This window comes from Ectopseudomonas khazarica (assembly GCF_004521985.1).
Lineage (GTDB): Bacteria > Pseudomonadota > Gammaproteobacteria > Pseudomonadales > Pseudomonadaceae > Aquipseudomonas > Aquipseudomonas khazarica.
The window spans coordinates 280,901-303,506 of the sequence record NZ_SBHZ01000003.1 but is presented as its reverse complement, the minus strand read 5'-3'; the positions used below and the strand labels follow the sequence as shown (position 1 = coordinate 303,506).

Here is a 22,606-nt window from a genome sequence, read left to right as displayed (position 1 = left end):
CTGCCGGGGATCAGGATTCTCGGCAGATCAAACCCTTACCACGGATATTCAAAGCGTTCGTTAACATCCGGGGCGTGCCCTGCGTCACACTGGCAAGCATCGACTTTTATGGCGTGCTTGTTATAGTTGCTCGGTTATTAATCACAAAATAATTATTGTGCCGAGCTGCGGCTGAGGATGCCTGCCATGTCCGACTACAAAGCCTTCCGCGTCGACCTGGCGGACAAGATCGCCCATGTGCAGATCAATCGTCCGGAAAAGGTCAACGCGATGAACGCCGATTTCTGGCGGGAGATCATCGAGATCTTCCGTTGGGTCGATGCCACCGACGCCGTGCGTGTCGTGGTGCTTTCCGGTGCGGGCAAGCATTTCTCCTCGGGCATCGACCTGATGCTGCTGGCTTCGGTCGGCGCGCAGCTGGGCAAGGACGTCGGTCGCAACGCCGACGCCCTGCGCCGCAAGATTCTCGAGCTGCAGGCCTCCTTCAATGCCGTCGACAACTGCCGCAAGCCGGTACTGGCGGCGATCCAGGGTTATTGCATCGGTGGTGCCATCGACCTGGTCAGCGCCTGCGACATGCGTTATTCGACGGTCGATGCACAGTTCTCCATCAAGGAAATTGACATGGGCATGGCCGCGGATGTCGGCACCCTGCAGCGTCTGCCGCGTATCATCGGCGATGGCATGATGCGCGAGCTGGCCTTCACCGGGCGCAGCATCGATGGCAGCGAGGCCGCACGTATCGGCCTGGTCAACCGCACCTATGCCAGCCAGGAAGCGTTGCTGGACGGGGTCATGGGCATCGCCGCGGAGATCGCCAGCAAATCACCGGTTGCGGTACGAGGAACCAAGGAAATGATTCGCTACATGCGTGATCATCGGGTCGACGATGGTCTCGAATACATTGCCACCTGGAATGCCGCCATGCTGCAGTCGGAAGACCTGCGCCTGGCGATGACCGCGCACATGAGCAAGCAGAAGCCGGAGTTCGCCGACTGATGCCGTTCCACTGTCGTTTGATGCGAGCGAACCGCGAGGTGCATAGAGCATGGTAAGTGGAGCCACATCCCTGAGTCTGGTGCGCGACGAGCTGTTCGTCACCATGGAAGAGGCCGAGCAGAGCCTGGAGCATTTCATTGCCGAGCGGCACAACGGCAGCCTGCTGCAGCAGGCGGTAGAGAGCCTGCAGCAGGTGCGTGGCACGCTCAACCTGATCGAGCTGGCCGGGGCCGAGCTGCTGGCCCAGGAAGTGCTGGACCAGGCCACCGACATTCCGGTCGGGGCGGGCGAGGAGCGTGACGTGCAACTGGCGGCGCTGAGCAATGCGCTGCACGTGCTGCGCCGCTACCTGGAAAACGTCGATGCCCATCGCCAGGAAATGCCCGAGCTGCTGCTGCCGGCGATCAATGACCTGCGCCAGGCCGGGGCACAGCAGCCCCTGCCGGAGAGCTTCTTCTTCAGCGTGCGCCTCGATCATGCGCGGCCGCACACCGCGACCCAGCCACTCGATGGCGCGGCCAAGCTGACGGAAGGCAAGCGCCTGCGGCACATGTACCAGGTCGGCCTGCTGGGCTTCATCCGCGAACAGAACCCGCAGGCCAGCCTGAAGCTGATGGTGCGGGCGATGGTGCGCCTCGACAGCCTGTTCGCCAACGAGCCGCGCGGGCGCATGTGCTGGATCGGCGCGGCGGCCATCGAGGCGCAGTGCGACGCGCAGTTGCTGGCGCGCAAGTCCCGCAAACAGCTGTTCTCGCGGGTCGACCGCGAACTCAAGCTGATGCTGGGCAACCCGCAGTACGAAGCCCCGCGCAGCCTGCTGAAGGAACTGCTGTACCTCGTCGCGCTGGCGGACAGCCATGGTCCCCAGGCGAGCGCCATGCGCGAGGTATTCGGCCTGACGCCGCTGCCGTTCACCGATCACCTGCTGGAAGAGGAATACCAGCGCCTGTCCGGGCCGGGCAAGGCGGTGATGCGGTCGCTGTCCTCGGCGATCCGTGAGGAGCTGGCCAGCGTCAAGGACATGCTCGACCTGCTCGAGCGCGGCACCCTGCAGGGCGAGACCCTGGGGACCCTGCATGCGTTGCTGGGCAAGCTGGCCAAGACCCTTGGCATGGTCGGCCTGAACTCCGCTGGCAACTCGCTCAGCGCTCAACTGCCGCACGTCGCCGCCTGGAATGCCGAGACACCGCCGCAACCGGAGCAGCTGCACAAGCTCGCCGACGCGGTGCTGTACGTCGAGGGCATGGTGGCCAGCCTGGAGCGGGGCGAGGGACGAGAGGTACGTCCAGCGGCGGCCGAGCCTGGCAACGAGGCCGACTCCTTCGCCCATCACCAGCTCAACGAAGCGCGCATCGTGGTGGTTGACGAGGCTCAGGCCGGCCTGGCGCTGGCCAAGCGGGCCATCACCGCCTACCTGGAAGCGGGTGGCGACAAGATGCACCTGGCCAACGTACCGTTCAGCCTGCAGGCCGTCCGGGGTGGCCTGTGGTTCCTCGAGCAGCGCCGTGCGGCGAACCTGGTCGGTGCCTGCGCCGACTACATCCAGACGCGCATGCTCGATTCGGGGCAAATGCCCTCCGAGCAGATGCTCGAAACCCTGGCTGATGCCCTCAGCAGCCTGGAGTACTACCTGGAAGCCGGTGCCGTGATGCGTCCGGAAACGCGGCCCAGCGTGCTTGATCTGGCTGAGGAAAGCGTCAAGGCGCTGGGCATGCCGGTGGCCGCCTGATGGCCTGGCGCAATGCCTTTCTCGATCCCGCGCAGGCGGGGGGCTGGGCGCTGCTGTACAACCAGCAGCACTTTCTGGCCGACAGCAACGGCGTCCTGTTCCCGCGTGACTGGATCAAGCGCCAGGACCTGGAGATAGTCGGTGAGCAGGGCATTGGCTACTTCGGCGAGGATGCGGTCTACCTGCTGCAGGTGAAACCGTCGACCCAGCTCGAGGGCTGCAGCTGGCAGAGCCTGCGTCAGTTCATGTTGCAGGGCGAGGCGGAAACCTTCCGCATGCTCGCCTACGCCGCGCAGATCGGCACCTGGTATGCCGAGCACCGTTTCTGTGGCAGCTGCGGGGCTGCGACCCGGCAGTTGCCCGGCGAGCGGGCGATGCGCTGCGACAGCTGCGAATCGCAGCACTATCCGCGGATTTCACCGAGCATGATCGTCCTGGTCACGCGCGGCGACGAGGTCCTGCTGGCGCGCTCGCCGCGTTTCGTCACGGGGATCTACAGCACCCTGGCCGGTTTCGTCGAGCCAGGCGAGTCGGTGGAGCACTGCGTGGCGCGTGAAGTGCGCGAGGAAGTCGGTGTCGAGGTGCAGAACCTGCAGTACATCGGCAGCCAGGGCTGGCCGTTCCCACACTCGCTGATGCTGGGTTTCCATGCCGAGTACGCCGGCGGCGACATCGTCATGCAGGAGGACGAGATCGAGGACGCGCGCTGGTTCCGTGTCGACGACCTGCCACCGCTGCCGGCTTCGCGCTCCATCGCGCGCTACCTGATCGATCTCTACGTGGCACGTCGCCTGGGCCTGCCGGAGCCAGAACTGCAGGCCTGACAGAGCAGGCGCAAGGCCTGCTCGTGCGCGGTGCGAGGTCGCTCAGGCGACCCAGTGTTGCCAGACCAGGCGGGCGGTCAGTGCCAATACCACCAGAATGAACACCGGGCGAATGAATTTCGAGCCGCCCTTGATCGCGGTGCGCGCGCCCAGGAAGGCGCCGATCATCAGGGCTGCGCCCATGCTCAGACCGAGCACCCAGGCCACCTGGCCGAAGGCGATGAAGACCACCAGGGCCGCCGCGTTGCTGACGAAGTTCATGGTGCGTGCGACGCCGCTGGCACGAACCAGGTCCAGCGGGTACATCAGCAGGCTGCTGACCGTCCAGAATGCGCCCGTACCAGGACCGGCCACCCCGTCATACAGACCGAGCCCCAGGCCTTGAGGCCACTGGCGTGCTTTGGCTATCGGCAGGTCGTGTTCGGCCGGGGCCTCCGGCATGCGGCCGAACAACAGGTAGATGCCGCAGGCGAAGACCACGGCCGGCAGCATCTGATTGAGCCAGGCGGCCGGCATCCAGTGGGCGATGACGGCGCCGAGCAGGGCGCCGATCAGGGTGGCCAGCAGGGCGTTGCGCCACTGTTTCGGATCGAACAGTTTGCGCCGGTAGAACGTCAGTGCGGCGGTGCCCGAGCCGAAGGTGGCGCAGAGCTTGTTGGTGCCCAGCACCAGGTGTGGTGGCAGGCCAGCGGTCAGCAGTGCCGGGATGGTCAGCAGGCCACCGCCGCCGGCGATGGCGTCGATGAAACCGGCGATGAAGGCAACCAGAGCGAGGATGGCCAGCGTGCTGGGGTCGATGGCGAGTTCGAGCAGGGGCATATTAAAAATGTCGACTTGTGGGCAAGTGCGCAGCCTGGCGGCTGTTCGTGGCAGGGAGAGCTGCGCATAATGCCGGGATTTCGTCAGAGAAGGAATGCGAGCGATGCAATACGATGGGTTGGCCTGGGCCGTGGCGCTGTTGGCCGTGCTGGCGCTACTGGTGGCATTGCGCGTTCTGCTCAATACAGGCTGGTTCCTCGGTTGGCTGCGCGGCACCTGCGGCCTGGCGTTTCTCGCACTGGCCGGCCTGATTGGCCTGGTGGCCTACGACCTGTATACCTACGAGCCGCTGGAGCCGGGCAAGCCGCTGGTGACGCTGAGCTTCAAGGCGGATGGCCCGCAGCGCTATCGGGTCAGCCTGCTGGAAGGCGGGCGGGAGCGGGTCGTCACCCTCGAGGGTGACATGTGGCAGCTCGATGGCCGGCTGATTCGCTGGAAGGGCCTGGCCGAGCTGATCGGCCTCGAGCCCGGTTACCGCCTGGAGCGCCTTTCCGGGCGTTTTCTCGCCATCGAGCAGCAGGCACTGGCGCAGCATGGCCGCGTGCAGCTGGCCGAGAGTCCCTATGGCGTCGACCTGTGGCGCTGGTTGCGCCTGAGCCAGCGTGACCTGCTGCTGTTCGATCCGCAGGCGCTGCGCGTGACCTACCTGCCGATCGCGGCGGATGCCGTGTACAGCGTGAGCCTGACCCCGACCGGGCTGCTGGCCGAGCCGATGAATTCTGCTGCCGAGGCGGCGCTGAAGGACTGGTAAGCGCAGTACTCAGGTGACGTGAAATGCCCCTGATCCTCGCAAGGATCAGGGGCATTGTTCTTTCAGGGGGAATTTCGGCGGGGTTGCTTGCCCGCGCGGGCGTTCCGGTTCAGCGCTTGATGCCGATCTTTTCCAGCGTGCGCAGTTCGCGTGGGAGCAATTGCTGCATCGAGGCGCTGGCCTTGATGCGCTGGTAGTGAGCAGCCAGCTTCGGCCAGTGCGCAGTGTCCAGTGTCTCCCCGCCGTGTTCCATGTTCAGCAGCTGGCTGGCCAGCGCCAGGTCGGCCATGCTCGGTTGCTCGCCCAGGAAGTAGGGCGCGTCGCCCAGGGTCGCCTCGAAATAGTCGAAATGGCCGGGCAGCTTGTCCCTGAGCGTCTGCTGCACCTTGTCCTCGTCACAGGGCTGGCCCATGCTGGTTTTCAGCACGCGATGGCGGAACACGGTGAAGGTGCACAAGGGGGCCAGCTCGTAGTCGGCGTACTTCTCCAGCCAGCGGACCTGGGCGCGCTGCTGCGCGTCCGCACCATAGAGAGGCTTGCGCTCGGGGTAGCGTTCTTCCAGGTACTGGCAGATGACGCTGGAGTCGGCCAGCTTGAGGTCGCCGTCGCGAAAGGCCGGAATGCGTCCCAGCGGGTTGAGCTCACGGAACCAGTCGGGTTGGCCGAAGGGCATGACCACTTCGAGCTCGTAATCCAGCTCCTTTTCGATCAGGCACAGGCAGAGTTTGCGGACGAAAGGGGACAGGGGTGCCCCGTAGACGGTCAGGCTCATTGCAGTTCCTTTCTATCGGCGTACGGTGTTTTCGACTGGGCGGGATGAAGTCGCGCGAGGCTCAATCGTAGATGTTCTTCTTCTTCCAGTCGTCGTCTCCCAGGCTCTTCAGGCCTTCGGTCAGCTCGCTGGACTCCTCGGCGCTCGGGGCGTTGTTGTTGAGTACCATGGCGTTGGCGCGCGCCAGCTGCTCTTCGAAGCGCTTGAGCTGCGCCTGGTACTGGGCGGGCTCAGGCTGCTTGCGCAGGTACTGGACGCCTCGCTCGAAGGCCAGGCGGGCCTGTCCTGGCTGCTTCTGTTGCAGGGCCGCCTGGCCCAGGGTGCTGAAGAACTCGATATGCACCAGCACCAGCATCTGGCGGACCTGTTTCAGCCAGTGCTTGCCTTCGTTGGCCGGCAGCAGCCCGCCTTGTACCGAACCGGTGATCAGAGCGTGAAGGTTCTCCAGCAGGAAGCGCACATCCTTGGCCTTGGCTTCGTTGGCGATCGGTTGCGGAGGGTTCTTCACCGCGATGGATTCGCCTTGCGCGATCTGCGCCTTCAGCGTCTCGATGTCGGTCTTGAGCGTGGCGTTCTGTTTTTCCAGCGGCAGCAGGCGTTCACTGGCCTGCAGTTGCAGCTTGGCGAGCAGCAGCTTCAGCTGCGGGGTCATCAGTTGGCCTGGCAGGCGTTCGGAGAGGTCCTGGCAGCGCCGGATGCGGTCGAGCAGGTCGGCACGTTGGCGCGCCTTCTCCAGCTTGCTGTTCTCGACGGCGTGGTTGATATAGGCAATCACCATCAACAGGGCGATGCCGCCGACGATCAGCAGGGTAATCACGAGTGCGGACACTGCTTGGGACCTCTCGGAAATCGACTTTTCGACCGAGTGTAGTGGCTTGGCCGCATGGCTCCTAGTGCCATGTCAATTTATGGTCTGAAGTCTTTGATTTTAAAAATTTTTTAGAGAGAGGTTGACGGACTCCGAAAGGCTCCATAGAATGCGCGCCACTTCCAGCGCAATGCTAGAAACAGAGCGAAGGAAGCCGGAAAGTTGCTTGATGTTCCGGGGTGTGTCCCCTTCGTCTAGTGGCCTAGGACACCGCCCTTTCACGGCGGTAACAGGGGTTCGAGTCCCCTAGGGGACGCCACTTTAAGTTGTACATGCGGGAATAGCTCAGTTGGTAGAGCACGACCTTGCCAAGGTCGGGGTCGCGAGTTCGAGTCTCGTTTCCCGCTCCAGATTTTCGAAATGCTGCTTCGGCAGGGTTTCAAACGAAGTTCCAGGTCCCCTTCGTCTAGTGGCCTAGGACACCGCCCTTTCACGGCGGTAACAGGGGTTCGAGTCCCCTAGGGGACGCCACTTCAAGTTGTACCGCGGGAATAGCTCAGTTGGTAGAGCACGACCTTGCCAAGGTCGGGGTCGCGAGTTCGAGTCTCGTTTCCCGCTCCAAATAAACGAAAACGCCGCTCATTCGAGCGGCGTTTTCGTTTCTGCGATTTGCCTTCAGGTCGCTTGTGCCAGGCCCAGCAGGGCATAGCCCAGCCCGCACAGCCCCCAGCCCAGCCAGGGCGAGAACAGCGTGCGCCAGAGCCGCAGGCGCGGCGTGAAGCCGACGCCGTGGATGAAGGCGCAGGACACGCCCCACATCACCAGCATCAGCAGCGAATGGCTGTAGCCTCCCTGGCTGTCGAGCATGGCGCCGGGGTGGATCAGCAGCACCAGCGCCATGGGCACCGCCAGCAGCCAGGAGAGCGCGCGCAGTGGCGCGCGCTCGCTCAGGGCCAGTTCACTCATGCTCGCTCTCGGTGTCGAGGTCCTGAGTGGTTTCCAGCCACAGGGCGTTGATGATGCCGAAGCTGCAGGCCAGCAGCACGCCAAGAATCCAGGTGAAGTACCACATCGCGTTTCTCCTCAATACAGGCCGTGGGGGTTGGCTTCGATGCTCTGCTCGTTGAGCTTGCCCCACATCTTCACGTAGCCCCACAGGGTGTAGATGAGGATCAGCGGAACGAAGATGCAGGCGACAACGAACATGATGCCCAGGGTCTTGCGACTCGATACCGCGTCCCACAGGGTCAGGCTGGAGGCCGGATCGAGGCTCGAGGGGAAGACGAAGGGGAACAGGGCGAAGCCTGCGGTGCAGATGGCCCCGACTATCATCAGGCTGCTGCCGACGAAGGCCAGGCCGGCGCGTCGCCAGGTGCTGGCGAGAATCGCCAGCAGGGCGCCGAGCAGGGCCAGTACGGGGGCGACCAGGGTCACCGGGTAACGGGCATAGTTGCCGAGCCAGCCGGCGTTGTCGGCGATCACCTGCTTGTTCAGCGGGTTCAGGGCGGCGCCGGCATCCACGGCGCCGGCCAGGGTCATGCCTTCGATGCCCATGGCCAGCCAGCTGCCAGCGAGAAGGAAGCCAACCAGGAATACCAGGGCACAGAGGTAGGTGGCGCGGCGCGAACGTGCTGCCAGGTCACCCTCGGTGCGCAGCATCAGCCAGGCGCCGCCATGGGCGCAGAGCATGCTCAGGCTGACCACGCCGCAGAGCAGCGCGAACGGGTTGAGCAGGGCGAAGAAGGAGCCGTGGTAGGTCGAACGCATCATGTCGTCGAGCTGGAACGGCAGGCCGAGGAAGAGGTTGCCGAAGGCCACGCCGAATACCAGCGCAGGCACCGCGCCGCCGACGAACAGGGCCCAATCCCAGGCGCTGCGCCAGCGCGGGTCGCTGACCTTGCTGCGGTAGTCGAAGCCGACGGGCCGGCAGAACAGGGCGAACAGCACCAGCAGCATCGCCCAGTACAGCCCGGAGAAGGCCACCGCGTAGACCATTGGCCAGGCGGCGAACAGCGCGCCGCCGGCGGTGATGAACCATACCTGGTTGCCGTCCCAGTGCGGGGCGATGGTGTTGATGGCGACGCGGCGTTCGTTGTCGGTCCTGCCCACGAAGGGCATCAGCGCCATGGCGCCCATGTCGAAGCCATCGGTCAGGGCGAAGCCGATCAGCAGCACGCCGATCAGCACCCACCACACGAGTTTCAGTGTTTCGTAGTCGAACATGACGAAGTCCTTAGGCGTGGGCCGGCTGCTGTTGCTCGAAGTGGTAGCGTCCGCTGTGCAGGCTGGAGGGGCCAAGGCGGGCGAACTTGATCATCAGGTACATCTCCACCACCAGCAGCAGGCTGTAGAAGGCGATCAGCGCCGTCAGCGAGCCCCAGATGTCGCCGGTCGACAGACTGGAGGCGGACAGGTGGGTCGGCAGCACCTCGCCGATCGACCAGGGCTGGCGACCATGCTCGGCCACGTACCAGCCGGTCTGCGCGGCGATCCACGGCAGGGGCAGGCTCCACAGCGCCCATTTCAGCAGCCAGGGTTTGCTTTCCTCGTTCTTCTTCGCCGAGGCCCAGAAGGCGCAGGCGAACAGCGTCAGCATGAGGAAGCCGCAGGCGACCATGATGCGGAAGGTCCAGAACAGGCTGAACACGTTGGGGATGGTGTCCAGCGCCGCCTGCCTGATCTGCGCTTCGCTGGCATCGACCACGTTCGGCGTGTACTTCTTCAGCAGCAGACCGTAGCCCAGGTCGTTCTTGACCTCGTTGAAGGCGGCGATGGTCTCTGCCGACTTGTCGCCGCCGCGCAGGCGCTCCAGCAGCGCGTAGGCGCTCATGCCGGTACGGATGCGTGCCTCGTGCTCGATGAGCAGGTCCTTGATGCCCTTGACCTCTTCATCCAGCGAGCGGGTGGCGATCAGGCCCAGCACGTAGGGAATCTTCACCGCATAGTCGGTGCGCTGCTCCTGCTGGTTGGGCAGGCCGAACAGGGTGAAGCCGGCCGGTGCCGGGTGGGTGTCCCACTCGGCTTCGATGGCGGCCAGCTTGGTCTTCTGCACGTCACCGATCTCGTAGCCGGATTCGTCGCCTAGGACGATCACCGAGAGGATCGAGGCCAGGCCGAAGGCCGACGCGATGGCGAAGGAGCGGCGAGCGAAGCCCTGGTCGCGCTTTTTCAGCAGGTAGTAGCTGGAGATCGCCAGGACGAAGATCGAACCGGTGACGTAGCCGGCCGCCACGGTGTGCACGAACTTGACCTGGGCCACCGGGTTGAACAGCAGGGCGCCGAAGTCGGTCAGCTCCATGCGCATGGTCTCGAAGTTGAACTCGGCGCCGACCGGGTTCTGCATCCAGCCGTTGGCGATCAGGATCCACAGCGCCGAGAGGTTCGAACCCAGTGCCACCAGCCAGGTCACGGTCAGGTGCTGCAGCCTGGACAGGCGATCCCAGCCGAAGAAGAACAGGCCGATGAAGGTGGATTCGAGGAAGAAGGCCATCAGCCCTTCGATGGCCAGTGGCGCGCCGAAGATGTCACCGACGTAGTGGCTGTAGTAGGCCCAGTTGGTGCCGAACTGGAACTCCATGGTCAGTCCGGTGGTGACGCCCAGGGCGAAGTTGATGCCGAACAGCTTGCCCCAGAACTTGACCATGTCCTGATAGACCTGCTTGCCGGTCATCACGTAGACCGACTCCATGATCGCCAGCAGGAAGGCCAGGCCCAGGGTCAGGGGCACGAAGATGAAGTGATACATCGCTGTCATGGCGAACTGCAGGCGTGACAGGTCGACGACTGATTCCGAGATCATCTCGGTTTCTCCTCGGTGGGTATTGAAGAGGGGGTGGTAGCGGGGCCGAACAGGTGGGCCTCGACGCGTTGCTGGCCGTCGCCGGGGACGGTCGGCTCGTTGAACCAGATGGCCTTGATGCTCAGCAGCAGGGTCAGCTTGATCAGCAGGATCACGGCGATCTCGCGTACCAGCGGGATGCGCCATGCGGAGGCGGAGGGTTGGCGTTCGGACATCCAGGAACTCCTTGCCGGCAGCGGGCGGCCCTGAGCGGGCGACGCTCGCTGGCAGTGTGTGTCCTAATGTTACTGATTACCTGGGGGAGTATAGAAGTGCCGGAGATTGATGCAGGTCAGTAGAACCGCGATTAGCCTGCCGACGGTGACAGACGTTGCCGGTCACGGGCCGTTTCAGTCGAATTCCGGCAGGCTGGGGGCGAGCACGTCGCGTCCGACGGCCTGCCAGGCATCGATACCACCTGCCAGGGAAAGGACCTGGCGGTAGCCCATTTCCCGCAGGGCGTCGGCGGCCAGCGCCGAGCGTCCACTGTTCTTGCAGTAGAGCACCAGCCTGAGGTCGCGGTTGGCCAGTTGCGGGTCGTTGCTCAGCCTGAACTCCAGCAGCCCGCGAGGGATGTGGACGGCGCCGGGAATGTGTGCCGCGCTGAACTCGTCCGCCTCTCGCACGTCGATCAGCAGGTCGGCAGCCTGGATGGCCGCGTCAGCCTGCGGCAGATCGACTTCGTCGATGCGGCTCCTGGCAGCGGCCACCAGGTCATGTGCGCTCTTCATGAAACGTTCCTTTCGTCGCGTATGGGGGAGGGAGTATCGGCACGCTCCAGGGTCTCCCGGGTCAGCTGCGGCGCCAGGTGCTTGAGCGCCTGGAACTGGCTGATGAATACCTGGCCGGCGAAGCGTTCGAGGAAGTCGGAGCGGCGCAGCTGATCCATCACCGGTCCCTTGACCTCGGACAGGTGCAGCTGCACGCCGGCCGCATGCAGGCGCTCGACGATGGCGTGCAGCGAATCCAGGGCGCTGGCGTCGATCAGGTTGACGCCCGGACACATCAGCACCAGGTGACGCACCTGCGGGCGGCTGGCGATCAGCTCGCCGATACGGTCTTCCAGATAGCGGGCATTGGGGAAGTACAGGCTCTCGTCGACACGCAGCGACAGCACGCTGGGAGACTCGACCACGGCGAAGCGCTCGACGTTGCGAAAGTGCTCGCTGCCCGGTACCTGGCCGACCACGGCCATGTGCGGCTGGCTGGTGCGCCAGAGAAACAGCAGCAGCGACAGGCCGACGCCAATGAGGATGCCGGCTTCGACACCGATCAGCAGCACGCCGAACAGGGTTGCGGCCTGCGCTGCGCCATCCTGGCGCGAGTAACGCCAGGTATGGCGCAGCGATCGCAGGTCCACCAGGCTGAGCACCGCGACGATGATGGTGGCTGCCAGCACCGCTTGCGGCAGGTCGTGCAGCAGGGGCGTCAGCAGCATCACGCTGACGCCGATGCCGATGGCGGTGAACACGCCGGCCATGGGGGTTTGCGCCCCGGCATCGTAATTGACCACCGAGCGAGCGAAGCCGCCGGTGACGGGAAAGCCGCCGCTGAAGGCTGCGGAAAGGTTCGCCGCTCCCAGGCCGAGCAACTCGTTGTCCGGCTGGATGCGCTGGCGGCGTTTCGCCGCCAGCGTCTGGCCGACGGAGACCGACTCGACGAAGCCCACCAGGCTGATCAGCAGCGCGGCCGGCAGCAGCTGCACGGCCAGCTCCAGGTTCAGCGTCGGCAGTGTCAGGCCGGGCAGGCCCTGGGGCACGCTGCCGACGACCTTGACCCCGGCCTGCTGCAGGTGCAGCAGGCTGACCGCGATGATCGCGACGACGATGGCCAGCACCGGTCCGGCCTTGGCCAGGTTGCCGGCCAGCTGCGCCGACAGCCCGAGGCGTTGCAGCGTCTGCTTGAGGTAACCCCTGGCCCATCCCAGCCAGGCGAGGCTGAGCAGGCCGATGATCAGCGTGGGCCAGTGTGTCTGTGGCAGTGCCTGCAGCAGGTCTGGCAGCAGGTGCAGCAGGTTCTCGCCGGAGGCGGAGACGCCCAGCAGGTGCTTGAGCTGGCCGACGGCGATGAGGATGCCGGAGGCGCTGATGAAGCCGGAAACCACCGGATGACTGAGGAAGTTGGCGACGAAACCCAGGCGCAGCATGGCCATCGCGGCCAGCAGCAGGCCCGAGAGCAAGGCCAGCAGCATCGCGGCGCCGATGTATTCGGGGCTGCCGGCAGGGAACAGCGGTGCCAGGCTGGCGGCGGTCATCAGCGAAACCACGGCCACCGGGCCGACGGCCAGGGTGCGGCTGGTGCCGAACACGGCATAGGCCAGCAGCGGCAGGATACTGGCGTACAGGCCGGTCACCGGCGGCAGGCCCGCGAGCATGGCGTAGGCCAGGCTCTGCGGGATCAGCATCAGCGTGACGATCACCGCGGCCAGTCCATCCTGCGAGGCGCTGGCGCGGTTGTACGCCCGCCCCCATTGCAGACAGGGCAGCCAGTGGCTCGGCTTCATTTCTGCTCCTTGTCGAAGTCACACGCTGCGGCTGCCTCCACCGCCAGGGGCTGATGCGGCAGATGCCTGGGTTCTGCCAGCCACTCGCGCCCCCGGAGCATCAGGTCGAAGTAGATGCCAGGCATCATCTTCACCTTCAGGTCCCAGGCCAGGCGGCGCGGCACGGTCGGGTCCAGGGGGAAGGTCGGCAGCAGCTTGCCGCCATAGCCGAATTCGGCCAGCACCACCTTGCCGCGCTCCACCGTCAGCGGGCAGGAGCCGTAGCCGTCATAGATCGCCTGTGGGCCTCGGCCAGCGAGCAGCGCCAGCACATTCTCGGCGACGACCGGGGCCTGCTTGCGCACGGCGGCTGCGGTTTTCGCATTGGGTGCCGCGCAGACGTCGCCCAGGCTGAAGACGTTGCCGAAGCGCGGGTGGCGCAGGGTTTCGTGATCGGCCTCGAGCCAGCCATCGGCACCCGCCAGCGGGCTCTGGCGGATGAACTCGGGGGCGCGCTGGGGTGGGACGGCATGCAGGAAGTCGAAGGTCTTCTCGATCGTCCGGCTTTCGCCATTGGCATCGGTCTGCCGGAACCAGGCCCGTCTGGCGGGGCCATCGACGGCAATCAGATCGGTATTGAAGTTGAGCTGTGCGCCATAGCGCTCGACGTACTGCATCAGCGGCGGAACGAAGGCCGCGACGCCGAACAGCACCGCGCCTGCCGAGCAGAACTCGACGTCGATCTGCGCCAGCACCGCCTGCTTGAGCCACCAGTCGCACGACAGGTACATGGCCTTCTGCGGCGCTCCCGCGCATTTGATCGGCATGGCCGGCTGGGTGAACAGGGCGCGGCCCTCGCGCAGGTTCTGTACCTGTTGCCAGGTATAGGGCGCCAGTTCGAACTGGTAGTTGGAGGTCACGCCGTTCTTGCCCAGCGTCTCCCTGAGACCTTCGATGCCATCCCAGTGCAGGCTGAGGCCGGGGCACACGACCAGGGCGCGATAGCTGATCCGGTTGCCGTCTTCCAGCACCACCCGTTGCTGCTCCGGCTCGAAACCGGCCACCGCCGCGTGGATCCAGTGCGCGCCATGGGGAATGCAGCGCGCCATCGGGCGCTCGGTGCGGGCGCGGTCGAACACGCCGGCACCGACCAGGGTCCAGCCCGGCTGGTAGTAGTGCTGCTCACGCGGTTCGATCACCGCGATGCGCAGCTCGGGGTTGCGCTTGAACAGACTGGCGGTCACTGCACAGCCCGCCGCGCCGCCTCCGACCACGACCACGTCGTAGCGCTGGGTGGGCGTACTGGCGGACTGCGCCTGGGGCAGCGGCGCCTGCTGCCAGCGTTGCTGCAGGCGTGGTGCCAGCCCACTGAGGTCGTAACCGTGCTCGCCTGCGGTGCTGAGCAGCACCTGCGGGTCGAGGTGGTGGGCCTCGCTCAGCGCCCACAGGCTGGTCGAGCGAGTGCCGCTTCGGCAGAACGCCAGCAGCGGGCCACGCGCCTGTGTCAGCAGGGCATTGAAGGCGCTGACGTCGTCGTCGCCGATCTGTCCGGAAACCACGGGCAGGTGGTAGTACTCCAGGCCATTGGCCTGGGCGGCGACCGCCAGTTCGGCGGAGCCGGGCTGGCCCTGTTCTTCGCCGTCGGGGCGATTGTTGATGATGCTGCGAAAACCGGCAGCGGCGAGCATGCCCATGTCCGCCGGCTGCAACTGGGCTGCCACGGCGATGAACGGGGTCAGGCGCTTGAGCGATTCCATGGTGATGACCTCAGAGCACGTCGAGAGGGATCTTCAGGTAGCGGGTGCCGTTGCCTTCGGCCGGCGGCAACTGACCGGCGCGCATGTTGACCTGCACCGAGGGCAGGATCAGGTTGGGCATGCCCAGGGTGGCGTCGCGCTCGCGCCGCATGGCGACGAAATCGGCCTCGGCGATGCCCTGGTGAACGTGCACGTTGTGCGCGCGCTGTTCGGCGACCGTGGTCTGGTTGCGGAAATCGTCGCGGCCCGCTGCCTTGTAGTCGTGGCACATGAACAGGCGGGTGTCATCGGGCAGGGCGAAGAGCTTCTGGATCGACTGGAACAGCACATGGGCATCGCCGCCGGGGAAGTCGCAGCGCGCGGTGCCGTAGTCCGGCATGAACAGCGTGTCGCCGACGAAGCCAGCGTCGCCGATCAGGTAAGTCATACAGGCCGGGGTATGGCCAGGGGTGTGCAGGGCCCGGCCACGCAGCTCGCCGATGCGGAACTCGTCACCATCGCGAAGCAGGCGGTCGAACTGGCTGCCGTCGGTGGCGAACTCGCTGCCGGCGTTGAACAGCTTGCCGAAGGTGTTCTGCACCACCCTGATGTTTTCACCGATGGCCAACTGACCGCCCAGCTCGCGCTTGAGGTAGGGCGCGGCGGAGAGGTGGTCGGCGTGCACGTGGGTTTCCAGCAGCCACTCGACGTGCAGGTCGCGTGCCCTGACGAAGGCGACGATGCGCTCGGCGCTGGCGTGCGAGGTGCGCCCGGAGGCGGCATCGTAGTCCAGCACCGAGTCGATGATCGCGCAATGCTGCGAGGTTGGGTCAATGACCACATAGCTGTAGGTGTAGGTGGCAGGATCGAAGAATTCGACGACATCGGGCTGCATGACCAGGCTCCTTCTCATACCCGTGGGAGTATTTAGTTAAGAAAGAGCTTAACTGTGTTTTGGTTCTATGCATAGATTGATATGGAATAAGCGAGGGTGGCCTTGTTCAGGACGGCCATAACCGTCCTGCAAGTCGTTGAATGACTTGGCTTTGGCCAGATCCGGCGGACTCGAACGCACGCCGGAGAGGGGTGATCAGGTGTACTTGGTGAAGATCTCGCGCACGCGCTGCAGTGACGCTTCGGTGTCCTGCTCCGGGTCGAGCATGGCCTCCTCGATGAGGCAGGTGAGCATCAGCCGATAGGACTTGTCCAGCGCACTGCGCGCCGCCGAGAACTGCTGGGCAATGGCGGCGCAATCCTCGCCGCGCCTGATCATCGCCTGGATGCCGCGTATCTGGCCCTCGACCCGGGCCAGGCGTTTGAGCATCGCTTGTTGCTGCTCGAGCATGCGTGCGTGCAGGTCGGTGGGTTCGGTCATGGCATGTCCTGTGCGATGGGGCGACTCAGGGTGAAGGCGCCGCGCAGTTCGCCAAGCTGGTAGCCGCGGGCCTGATCATGCGGATAGTACTGGTCAATCGCATTCTCTACCTCTGTCCTGATCGTCGCACCGTGGCACGCCAGGCAAGGCTCGCCGACGGCAATGGCCTGCATGTAGCGGTATTGCCCGTCGACTTCCTCGGCATGACGCAGCTGCGCGACGGGCGTGCCGCTGGCGGCTGCGGCGGCAAAATCCTGCAGTACGCGGCGCTCCCAGGCATCGGGGGCGTTGTCCGGGTTGCGTACCTTCAGTGACGTGCGGCCGATCTGCCAGGCCTGCCGGCTGTGTTCGCTGGCGATCTGCGGCGCCAGTGCATGGCAGGCCTGGACCGCTGCACCCGGCCCGCCATCGGCGATGGCCTGGCGCACGGTGCCGAGCAGCTGTTCGGCGAACGCAGGTATCTGCTTCGCCGCGTCCTCCTGCCAGGGCGTGGCGGCATACAGGGTGTCGCTGGTAAGCAGGGCGGCGAGCAGCAGGGTGCGCATGATCGATCCTCATAAATACTGGTGGGGGTATTTATGCACGAAACCTGCGCGCTGTCATCGCCACGACCTGCGACACGACGACTCGTGGTGCATTCAGGTGCGGATCAGTGCCGGGCGCCGTCGGTGGGCAGGGTCAGCAGTTGCTTTTCCTGGTGCCAGTCGAACGGCTCGCCGTTCTCTTCGGCGGCGAAGCGACGTTCATCGAGCGTCTGGTACAGGGCAATTTCCTCGTCCGGCATGAAGTGCAGGCAATCGCCGCCGAAGAACCACAGCAGGTCGCGCGGCACCAGGTGGGCGATCTGCGGGTAGCGGTTGAACACCTGGCTGATCAGGTCCTGGCCCAGGTACTGACTGGAGACCGGGTCACGCGGCAGTTCGGCGAGCAGTTCGTCGTAACGTTCGAGGAACAGGGCGTGGCTGTCGTCGAGCACCTGTTCGGCTTCGCCCAGGGCGACGAGGATGCCGCGCAGGTGGTTGAGCAGGGCGAGGTGGTGTTCGAGATGGCTGGCCATGATGCGATTTCCTGAAGGGTAAAACGGGCGCAGGAGTATAGAGTTCCTGGCGCCCGCTGTCCCGTCCGGGTGATTGCCGGCCTGGTGCCGGCTGCTGTCAGCGCACCTTGCCGCGACCGAGCTTGAGCTCTTCCTTGGCGAAGTCGTCGACGTCGATCACGCGGCGCCGCGCCGCTTCGGCATCCTGCAGGCGCTGGCCCTGCTCGCCGTCGAGAATGCCGGCGGCAATCGCCGCTTCGATGGCGTCCTGGCCGGGGGCCGGTTGCAGGCTGCCATCCTTGAGCGCCTGGTGCAGGCGCTTGCGGGCATCGTGGCTGGCGTGCACCAGGTTCAGCGCATGCTGCAGGGCGCCGACCGAATCCTGGTCGGCCTGCGGGCGATAGCAGCCTTCCAGTACCGACTCCAGGGCCGGGTCGCCGGCCTGGCGGCCGATGATCGCGGCGACTTCGGCATCCAGTTCGTCGCTCGGCCCCTGATGGCGGCGGCCCAGCGGGAACACCAGTACCTTGAGCAGGCAGCCGAACAGGCGGTTGGGGAAGTTGCCCAGCAACTCATCGAGGGCCTGCTCGGCGTGGTACAGGTTTTCCTCCATGGCCCAGCGCAGCAGCGGCCGCAGGGCCTCCGGGTAGTCCAGGTCGTGATAGCGCTTGAGCGCCGCCGAGCCCAGATACAGGTGGCTGAGCACATCGCCGAGGCGCGCGGAGAGGCGCTCGCGGCGCTTCAGGTCGCCGCCGAGCAGCATCATGCTGCTGTCGGCACACAGGGCGAACGCAGCCGCCAGGCGGTTGAGCGCACGGTAGTAGGGCTGGCTGATGTCGTCGCCGGGAACCTGGCCCAGGCGGTTGAGGGTCAGGCCCAGGAGCAAGCTGCTGGCGGCGTTGCCCACGGCGAAGCCGATATGGCTCATCAGCAGCGTGTCGAATTCGGCCAGCGCCTGGTCCTTGTCCTCGCGGTCTGCCAGGGCCATTTCCTTGAGCACATAGGGATGGCAGCGGATGGCGCCCTGGCCGAAGATCATCAGGTTGCGCGAAAGGATGTTGGCGCCCTCGACGGTGATGAAGATCGGCGCGCCCTGCCAGGAGCGGGCCAGGTAGTTGTTCGGGCCCATGATGATGCCCTTGCCGCCGTGCACGTCCATGGCGTGGCCGATGCACTCGCGGCCGCGCTCGGTGAGGTGGTACTTGAGAATCGCCGACAGTACCGACGGTTTCTCGCCCAGGTCGACGGCGTTGGCGGTGAGGATGCGCGCGCTGTCCATCAGCCAGGCGTTGCCGCCGATGCGCGCGAGGGCTTCCTGAATGCCTTCGAAGGCGGCCAGCGGCACGTTGAACTGCTCACGCAGCTGGGCGTACTGGCCGGTGGTCAGGCTGGTGAACTTGGCGGCGCCGGTGCCGACGGCCGGCAGCGAGATGGAGCGCCCGACCGACAGGCAGTTCATCAGCATCATCCAGCCCTTGCCGAGGTACTCCTGGCCACCGATCAGGTAGTCCAGCGGAATGAACACGTCCTTGCCGCTGTTGGGCCCGTTCATGAAGGCGGCGCCCAGCGGCAGGTGGCGGCGACCGATTTCCACGCCGGGGGTGTCGGTGGGCACCAGGGCCAGGCTGATGCCGAGGTCTTCCTGGTCGCCCAGCAGGTGCTCGGGGTCATAGGCCTTGAACGCCAGGCCGAGCAGGGTGGCGACCGGGCCCAGGGTGATGTAGCGCTTCTCCCAGTTCAGGCGCAGGCCGATGACTTCCTCGCCATTCCACTGGCCCTTGCAGATGATCCCGGTGTCGGGCATCGCGCCGGCATCGGAGCCTGCCAGCGGGCCGGTGAGGGCGAAGCAGGGAATGTCCTCGCCGCTGGCCAGGCGCGGCAGGTAGTGCTGGCGCTGTGCGTCGGTGCCGTAGTGCAGCAGCAGCTCGGCAGGGCCGAGCGAGTTGGGCACCATCACGGTGGAGGCCAGGTCACCGCTGCGGGTGGCCAGTTTCATCGCCACCTGCGAGTGGGCATAGGCGGAGAAACCCTTGCCGCCGTACTCCTTGGGGATGATCAGGGCGAAGAAACCGTGCTGCCTGATGTGCTGCCAGGCTTTCTCCGGCAGGTCCAGCTGCTGGCCGACCTGCCAGTCGCTGATCATGCCGCAGAGTTCCTCGGTGGGGCCGTCGATGAAGGCCTGCTCTTCCTCGCTCAGCGTGGCCTTGGGGTAGGCCAGCAGCTTGTCCCAGTCCGGCCTGCCGCTGAACAGCTCGCCATCCCACCAGACGGTGCCGGCTTCGATGGCGTCGCGCTCGGTGCTCGACATGGGCGGCAGCACGCGCTGGAACCAGGCGAACAGCGGGCTGGTGAACAGCTGCCGGCGGAGGTCGCCGAGCAGGATGAAGGCAGCGACCGCGCCGGTGACGATCCACAGCAGCAGCTGCAGCCAGCCGGGTACCGGGCTGAACAGGGCCATGGCCAACAGGTAGGCGGCGGTGATGCCCAGCGCGGGCAGGGCGGCGGTACGGCTATGGGCCAGATAGACGACCCCGAGTAGCAGAACCAGCAACCAGATGACGAGCATTTGCATTCCTCCATGATTCGAGCGGGCGACGCCCCGAGCATAGCCATAAATGGCGGCAAGGGCGGTGAGCTTGGCCGGATCGTCGTTAAGTTGGCGCAATCGGCAGGCTTACACTGAAACGAACTTCAGGAGCCCCCATGCAGACCTACCTACGTCCCGGCCGCTTCATTGACAGTGACCACCCGAGGGTAATCGAGTTCGCCGAACGTTACCGTGGTGCGTCACGAGAACCGCGCAGTCAGGTTGTCGCACTCTATCTCGCCGTGCGTGACGAGATTCGCTACAACCCCTATGCCTTCAGCCTCGATGCACAGACGCTGAAGGCCAGCCATGCGTTGCTGGCGGGGGAGTCCTATTGCGTGCCGAAGGCCATCCTGCTCGCGGCCTGCGCCCGGCACTGCGGCATTCCAGCGCGCATCGGCCTGGCCGACGTGCGCAATCACCTGTCCACCCCGCGTCTGCTGGAGCTGTTGCGCAGCGAGGTGTTCGCCATGCATGGCTATACCGAGCTGTACCTCGATGGTCGCTGGGTCAAGGCCACGCCTGCGTTCAACGAGGCGCTATGCCGGGTGTTCAGGGTGGCGCCGCTGGCGTTCGACGGTACCTGTGACAGCGTCTTCCACCCCTACAACGAGCAGGGCGAGCGCTACATGGAATACCTGCAGGACCACGGCCAGTTCGAGGACCTGCCCGAGCAGCTGTTCTTCGGCCATCTGCGCCACTGCTACCCACATCTGTTCGAGCCGGGCGCGCAGCAACCCAGCGGCGACATGCAGCGCGAGGCGGGCGTTATCGACTGAGTCGATAGTCAAGATCGTCACGACGGCCTTTTCTCCGCACGCCAGGGTCGGTAGGGTGCATGCCTGCGAAGAGCGGAAACACCTGGTTGCAATCACGCCTCTTCGCCCTCATCAACAAGGCATCTCTGAAAACGCTTTGCTGGCCCGGCTGATCTGCAGCGCGGCTGCGAGCGCTTTTCGCCTGTTCTCGCAGGGCCGCCGTCGGTATCGTGCTGACTGCTTCGTCCATGTTTTCAGAGCTGCCTTCAATGACCTCACTCGCGCGGGAAACCCCATCTACATGAGCTCCGCCCTGACCATTCGCCAGTTGACCAAGACCTACGGAAACGGCTTCCAGGCCCTGCACGGCATCGATCTGGACGTCGCCGAGGGAGACTTCTTCGCCTTGCTCGGACCCAACGGCGCCGGCAAGTCCACCACCATCGGCATTCTCTCCACGCTGGTGAACAAGAGCAGCGGTACGGTCAATGTGTTCGGCCACGACCTCGACCGCGAGCCCTATGCGCTCAAGCGCTGTCTGGGCGTGGTGCCGCAGGAATTCAACTTCAACCAGTTCGAGAAGGTGTTCGACATCGTCGTCACCCAGGCCGGCTACTACGGCATTCCGCGCTCCATCGCCAAGGAGCGTGCCGAGCAGTACCTGACCCAGCTCGGGTTGTGGGAGAAGCGTGATGTCGCCTCGCGCGAGCTGTCCGGTGGCATGAAACGGCGCCTGATGATCGCCCGCGCGCTGGTGCATCAGCCGCGCCTGCTGATCCTCGACGAGCCCACCGCCGGGGTGGACATCGAGTTGCGTCGCTCGATGTGGAGCTTCCTCACCGACCTGAACAAGCAGGGCATCACCATCATCCTCACCACCCACTATCTGGAGGAGGCCGAGCAGCTGTGCCGCAACATCGGCATCATCGACCATGGTCGCATCGTCGAGCTGAGCAGCATGAAGGACCTGCTGAAGAAGCTGCACGTCGAGACCTTCCTGCTCGACCTGCAGGACTCCTACCGCGAGGCGCCTGACCTGGTCGGCTACCCGGCGCGCCTGCTCGACCACCACACCCTGGAGGTGCAGGTGGAGAAGAGCCAGGGCCTCAATGCCCTGTTCCAGCAACTGGCGCAGCAGCAGGTGCAGGTGCTCAGCCTGCGCAACAAGACCAATCGCCTGGAGGAGCTGTTCGTCTCCCTGGTGGAAAAGAACCTGGCCAAGGTGGCGCAATGAATACCCAGTACCTCAACAGCGAATTCGCCGCCAACCTGGTGGCCCTGCGTACCATCGTCCACCGCGAGGTGCGGCGCTTCCTGCGCATCTGGCCGCAGACCCTGCTGCCGCCGGCGATCACCATGGTTCTGTACTTCGTCATCTTCGGCAATCTGATCGGCCGGCAGATCGGCGACATGGGCGGTTTCACCTACATGGAGTACATCGTCCCGGGGCTGATCATGATGTCGGTGATCACCAACAGCTACGGCAACGTGGTGTCGAGCTTCTTCGGCAGCAAGTTCCAGCGCAACGTCGAGGAGCTGCTGGTGTCGCCGGTATCGCCGCACACCATCCTCATCGGCTTCGTCGTCGGGGGTGTGCTGCGCGGGCTGGCGGTGGGCGTGATCGTCACCATGCTGTCGCTGTTCTTCACCCACCTGCAGGTGCATCACCTCGGCGTGACCGTGCTGGTGGTGCTGCTGACGGCGACCATCTTCTCCCTCGGTGGCTTCGTCAATGCGGTGTACGCACGCAACTTCGACGACATCTCGATCATTCCGACCTTCGTGCTGACGCCGCTGACCTATCTGGGCGGGGTGTTCTATTCCATCACCCTGCTGCCGCCGTTCTGGCAGGCGGTCTCGCTGGGCAACCCGATCCTGCACATGGTCAACGCCTTCCGCTACGGCATCCTCGGGGTGTCGGACATCCGTATCGGCGTGGCCATCGGTTTCATGCTGCTGGCCACCGCGGCGCTCTACACGCTGTGCATCCGCCTGCTGGTCAGTGGTCGCGGGATGCGTCAGTGAAACCGGTTCGTGCGTGTGGCTGGTCGTCCTGAAACGAAAAAGGCACCCATCGGGTGCCTTTTTCATT

At 65.1% G+C, this 22,606-nt stretch carries 23 protein-coding genes and 4 tRNA genes; 11 read left to right on the top strand and 16 right to left on the bottom strand.

Features of this window, described 5'->3' with window-relative positions; genetic code table 11:
- Positions 1–186 precede the first annotated feature (186 nt).
- Genes EPK82_RS05205 through nudC form a run of 3 tightly spaced genes read left to right on the top strand, consistent with a single transcriptional unit; the run spans position 187 to position 3,552 of the window.
- A complete protein-coding gene (locus EPK82_RS05205) occupies positions 187–999 on the top strand; it encodes a crotonase/enoyl-CoA hydratase family protein (protein ID WP_134675955.1) in 813 nt (270 codons plus the stop codon).
- Positions 1,000–1,048: 49 nt separating this feature from the next.
- Positions 1,049–2,728 (top strand): hypothetical protein, encoded by a 1,680-nt coding sequence (locus EPK82_RS05200; protein ID WP_037052934.1) that lies wholly within the window; start codon positions 1,049–1,051, stop codon positions 2,726–2,728.
- Positions 2,728–3,552: an NAD(+) diphosphatase gene (gene nudC / locus EPK82_RS05195; RefSeq protein ID WP_134675954.1), complete on the top strand. Its 825-nt coding sequence runs from the start codon at positions 2,728–2,730 to the stop codon at positions 3,550–3,552. The genes EPK82_RS05200 and nudC overlap by 1 nt, the downstream gene beginning before the upstream one ends.
- Before the next feature lie 42 nt (positions 3,553–3,594).
- Here nudC and EPK82_RS05190 read toward each other — a convergent pair whose 3' ends face one another.
- Positions 3,595–4,371 (bottom strand): TSUP family transporter, encoded by a 777-nt coding sequence (locus EPK82_RS05190; protein WP_037052932.1) that lies wholly within the window; start codon positions 4,369–4,371, stop codon positions 3,595–3,597.
- A gap of 103 nt (positions 4,372–4,474) precedes the next feature.
- On the opposite strand from EPK82_RS05190, the gene EPK82_RS05185 reads away from it, so the two are divergent.
- Positions 4,475–5,122, top strand: a complete 648-nt coding sequence (locus EPK82_RS05185) for a membrane protein (protein WP_047589564.1) — start codon at positions 4,475–4,477, stop codon at positions 5,120–5,122.
- Between the two features lie 109 nt (positions 5,123–5,231).
- Here the strand turns inward: EPK82_RS05185 and EPK82_RS05180 are convergent, their stop codons facing one another.
- Complete coding sequence (locus EPK82_RS05180; protein ID WP_134675953.1) at positions 5,232–5,894, bottom strand: glutathione S-transferase family protein; 663 nt, start codon at positions 5,892–5,894, stop codon at positions 5,232–5,234.
- Positions 5,895–5,955: 61 nt separating this feature from the next.
- On the bottom strand, positions 5,956–6,723 hold the full coding sequence (locus EPK82_RS05175) for a hypothetical protein (RefSeq protein WP_208651089.1): 768 nt from the start codon (positions 6,721–6,723) through the stop codon (positions 5,956–5,958).
- Positions 6,724–6,945: 222 nt separating this feature from the next.
- Here EPK82_RS05175 and EPK82_RS05170 point away from each other — a divergent pair.
- The 4 genes from EPK82_RS05170 to EPK82_RS05155 all read left to right on the top strand — a co-directional run bounded on the left by EPK82_RS05170 (position 6,946) and on the right by EPK82_RS05155 (position 7,323).
- A tRNA-Glu gene (locus EPK82_RS05170) sits at positions 6,946–7,021 on the top strand.
- A 15-nt stretch (positions 7,022–7,036) separates the two neighbouring features.
- Positions 7,037–7,112: transfer RNA gene (locus EPK82_RS05165), tRNA-Gly, on the top strand.
- Between the two features lie 45 nt (positions 7,113–7,157).
- A tRNA-Glu gene (locus EPK82_RS05160) sits at positions 7,158–7,233 on the top strand.
- Positions 7,234–7,247: 14 nt separating this feature from the next.
- A tRNA-Gly gene (locus EPK82_RS05155) sits at positions 7,248–7,323 on the top strand.
- A 54-nt stretch (positions 7,324–7,377) separates the two neighbouring features.
- On the opposite strand, the gene EPK82_RS05150 is transcribed toward EPK82_RS05155, so the two are convergent.
- The 13 genes from EPK82_RS05150 to EPK82_RS05090 form a co-directional block, all read right to left on the bottom strand.
- Positions 7,378–7,668: a cyd operon YbgE family protein gene (locus EPK82_RS05150; protein ID WP_037051816.1), complete on the bottom strand. Its 291-nt coding sequence runs from the start codon at positions 7,666–7,668 to the stop codon at positions 7,378–7,380.
- A complete protein-coding gene (gene cydX / locus EPK82_RS05145) occupies positions 7,661–7,774 on the bottom strand; it encodes a cytochrome bd-I oxidase subunit CydX (protein ID WP_037051820.1) in 114 nt (37 codons plus the stop codon). Before cydX ends, EPK82_RS05150 begins: the two co-directional genes overlap by 8 nt.
- 11 nt (positions 7,775–7,785) lie before the next feature.
- A complete protein-coding gene (cydB, locus tag EPK82_RS05140) occupies positions 7,786–8,925 on the bottom strand; it encodes a cytochrome d ubiquinol oxidase subunit II (protein WP_134675952.1) in 1,140 nt (379 codons plus the stop codon).
- 10 nt (positions 8,926–8,935) lie between these two features.
- On the bottom strand, positions 8,936–10,501 hold the full coding sequence (locus EPK82_RS05135) for a cytochrome ubiquinol oxidase subunit I (RefSeq protein WP_037051830.1): 1,566 nt from the start codon (positions 10,499–10,501) through the stop codon (positions 8,936–8,938).
- Positions 10,498–10,716, bottom strand: coding sequence for a cytochrome oxidase putative small subunit CydP (gene cydP, locus EPK82_RS05130; RefSeq protein WP_134675951.1), 219 nt, complete (start codon positions 10,714–10,716; stop codon positions 10,498–10,500). The genes EPK82_RS05135 and cydP overlap by 4 nt, the downstream gene beginning before the upstream one ends.
- Positions 10,717–10,890: 174 nt before the next feature.
- The gene (locus EPK82_RS05125) at positions 10,891–11,271 is read right to left on the bottom strand and encodes a rhodanese-like domain-containing protein (protein WP_134675950.1); all 381 of its coding nucleotides are present in this window, start codon (positions 11,269–11,271) and stop codon (positions 10,891–10,893) included.
- Positions 11,268–13,043, bottom strand: coding sequence for a SulP family inorganic anion transporter (locus EPK82_RS05120; protein ID WP_134675949.1), 1,776 nt, complete (start codon positions 13,041–13,043; stop codon positions 11,268–11,270). The genes EPK82_RS05125 and EPK82_RS05120 overlap by 4 nt, the downstream gene beginning before the upstream one ends.
- Positions 13,040–14,779: a bifunctional protein tyrosine phosphatase family protein/NAD(P)/FAD-dependent oxidoreductase gene (locus tag EPK82_RS05115; protein WP_134675948.1), complete on the bottom strand. Its 1,740-nt coding sequence runs from the start codon at positions 14,777–14,779 to the stop codon at positions 13,040–13,042. The genes EPK82_RS05120 and EPK82_RS05115 overlap by 4 nt, the downstream gene beginning before the upstream one ends.
- Before the next feature lie 10 nt (positions 14,780–14,789).
- Entirely contained in the window at positions 14,790–15,653 is an 864-nt protein-coding gene (locus EPK82_RS05110; RefSeq protein ID WP_134675947.1) for an MBL fold metallo-hydrolase, read from the bottom strand.
- Positions 15,654–15,848: 195 nt separating this feature from the next.
- Positions 15,849–16,133, bottom strand: coding sequence for a metal-sensing transcriptional repressor (locus tag EPK82_RS05105; protein WP_037051846.1), 285 nt, complete (start codon positions 16,131–16,133; stop codon positions 15,849–15,851).
- Complete coding sequence (locus EPK82_RS05100; RefSeq protein WP_037051848.1) at positions 16,130–16,678, bottom strand: Tll0287-like domain-containing protein; 549 nt, start codon at positions 16,676–16,678, stop codon at positions 16,130–16,132. Before EPK82_RS05100 ends, EPK82_RS05105 begins: the two co-directional genes overlap by 4 nt.
- 104 nt (positions 16,679–16,782) lie before the next feature.
- Positions 16,783–17,193: a PA2817 family protein gene (locus tag EPK82_RS05095; RefSeq protein ID WP_134675946.1), complete on the bottom strand. Its 411-nt coding sequence runs from the start codon at positions 17,191–17,193 to the stop codon at positions 16,783–16,785.
- 94 nt (positions 17,194–17,287) lie between these two features.
- On the bottom strand, positions 17,288–19,735 hold the full coding sequence (locus EPK82_RS05090) for an acyl-CoA dehydrogenase (protein ID WP_134675945.1): 2,448 nt from the start codon (positions 19,733–19,735) through the stop codon (positions 17,288–17,290).
- A 137-nt stretch (positions 19,736–19,872) separates the two neighbouring features.
- Here EPK82_RS05090 and EPK82_RS05085 point away from each other — a divergent pair, with 137 nt between their 5' ends.
- From EPK82_RS05085 to EPK82_RS05075, 3 genes are all read left to right on the top strand, one after another.
- Positions 19,873–20,535: a transglutaminase-like domain-containing protein gene (locus EPK82_RS05085; RefSeq protein WP_134675944.1), complete on the top strand. Its 663-nt coding sequence runs from the start codon at positions 19,873–19,875 to the stop codon at positions 20,533–20,535.
- Positions 20,536–20,815: 280 nt separating this feature from the next.
- A complete protein-coding gene (locus EPK82_RS05080) occupies positions 20,816–21,748 on the top strand; it encodes an ABC transporter ATP-binding protein (protein WP_037051855.1) in 933 nt (310 codons plus the stop codon).
- Positions 21,745–22,539, top strand: coding sequence for an ABC transporter permease (locus EPK82_RS05075; RefSeq protein WP_037051856.1), 795 nt, complete (start codon positions 21,745–21,747; stop codon positions 22,537–22,539). Before EPK82_RS05080 ends, EPK82_RS05075 begins: the two co-directional genes overlap by 4 nt.
- Positions 22,540–22,606 lie beyond the last annotated feature (67 nt).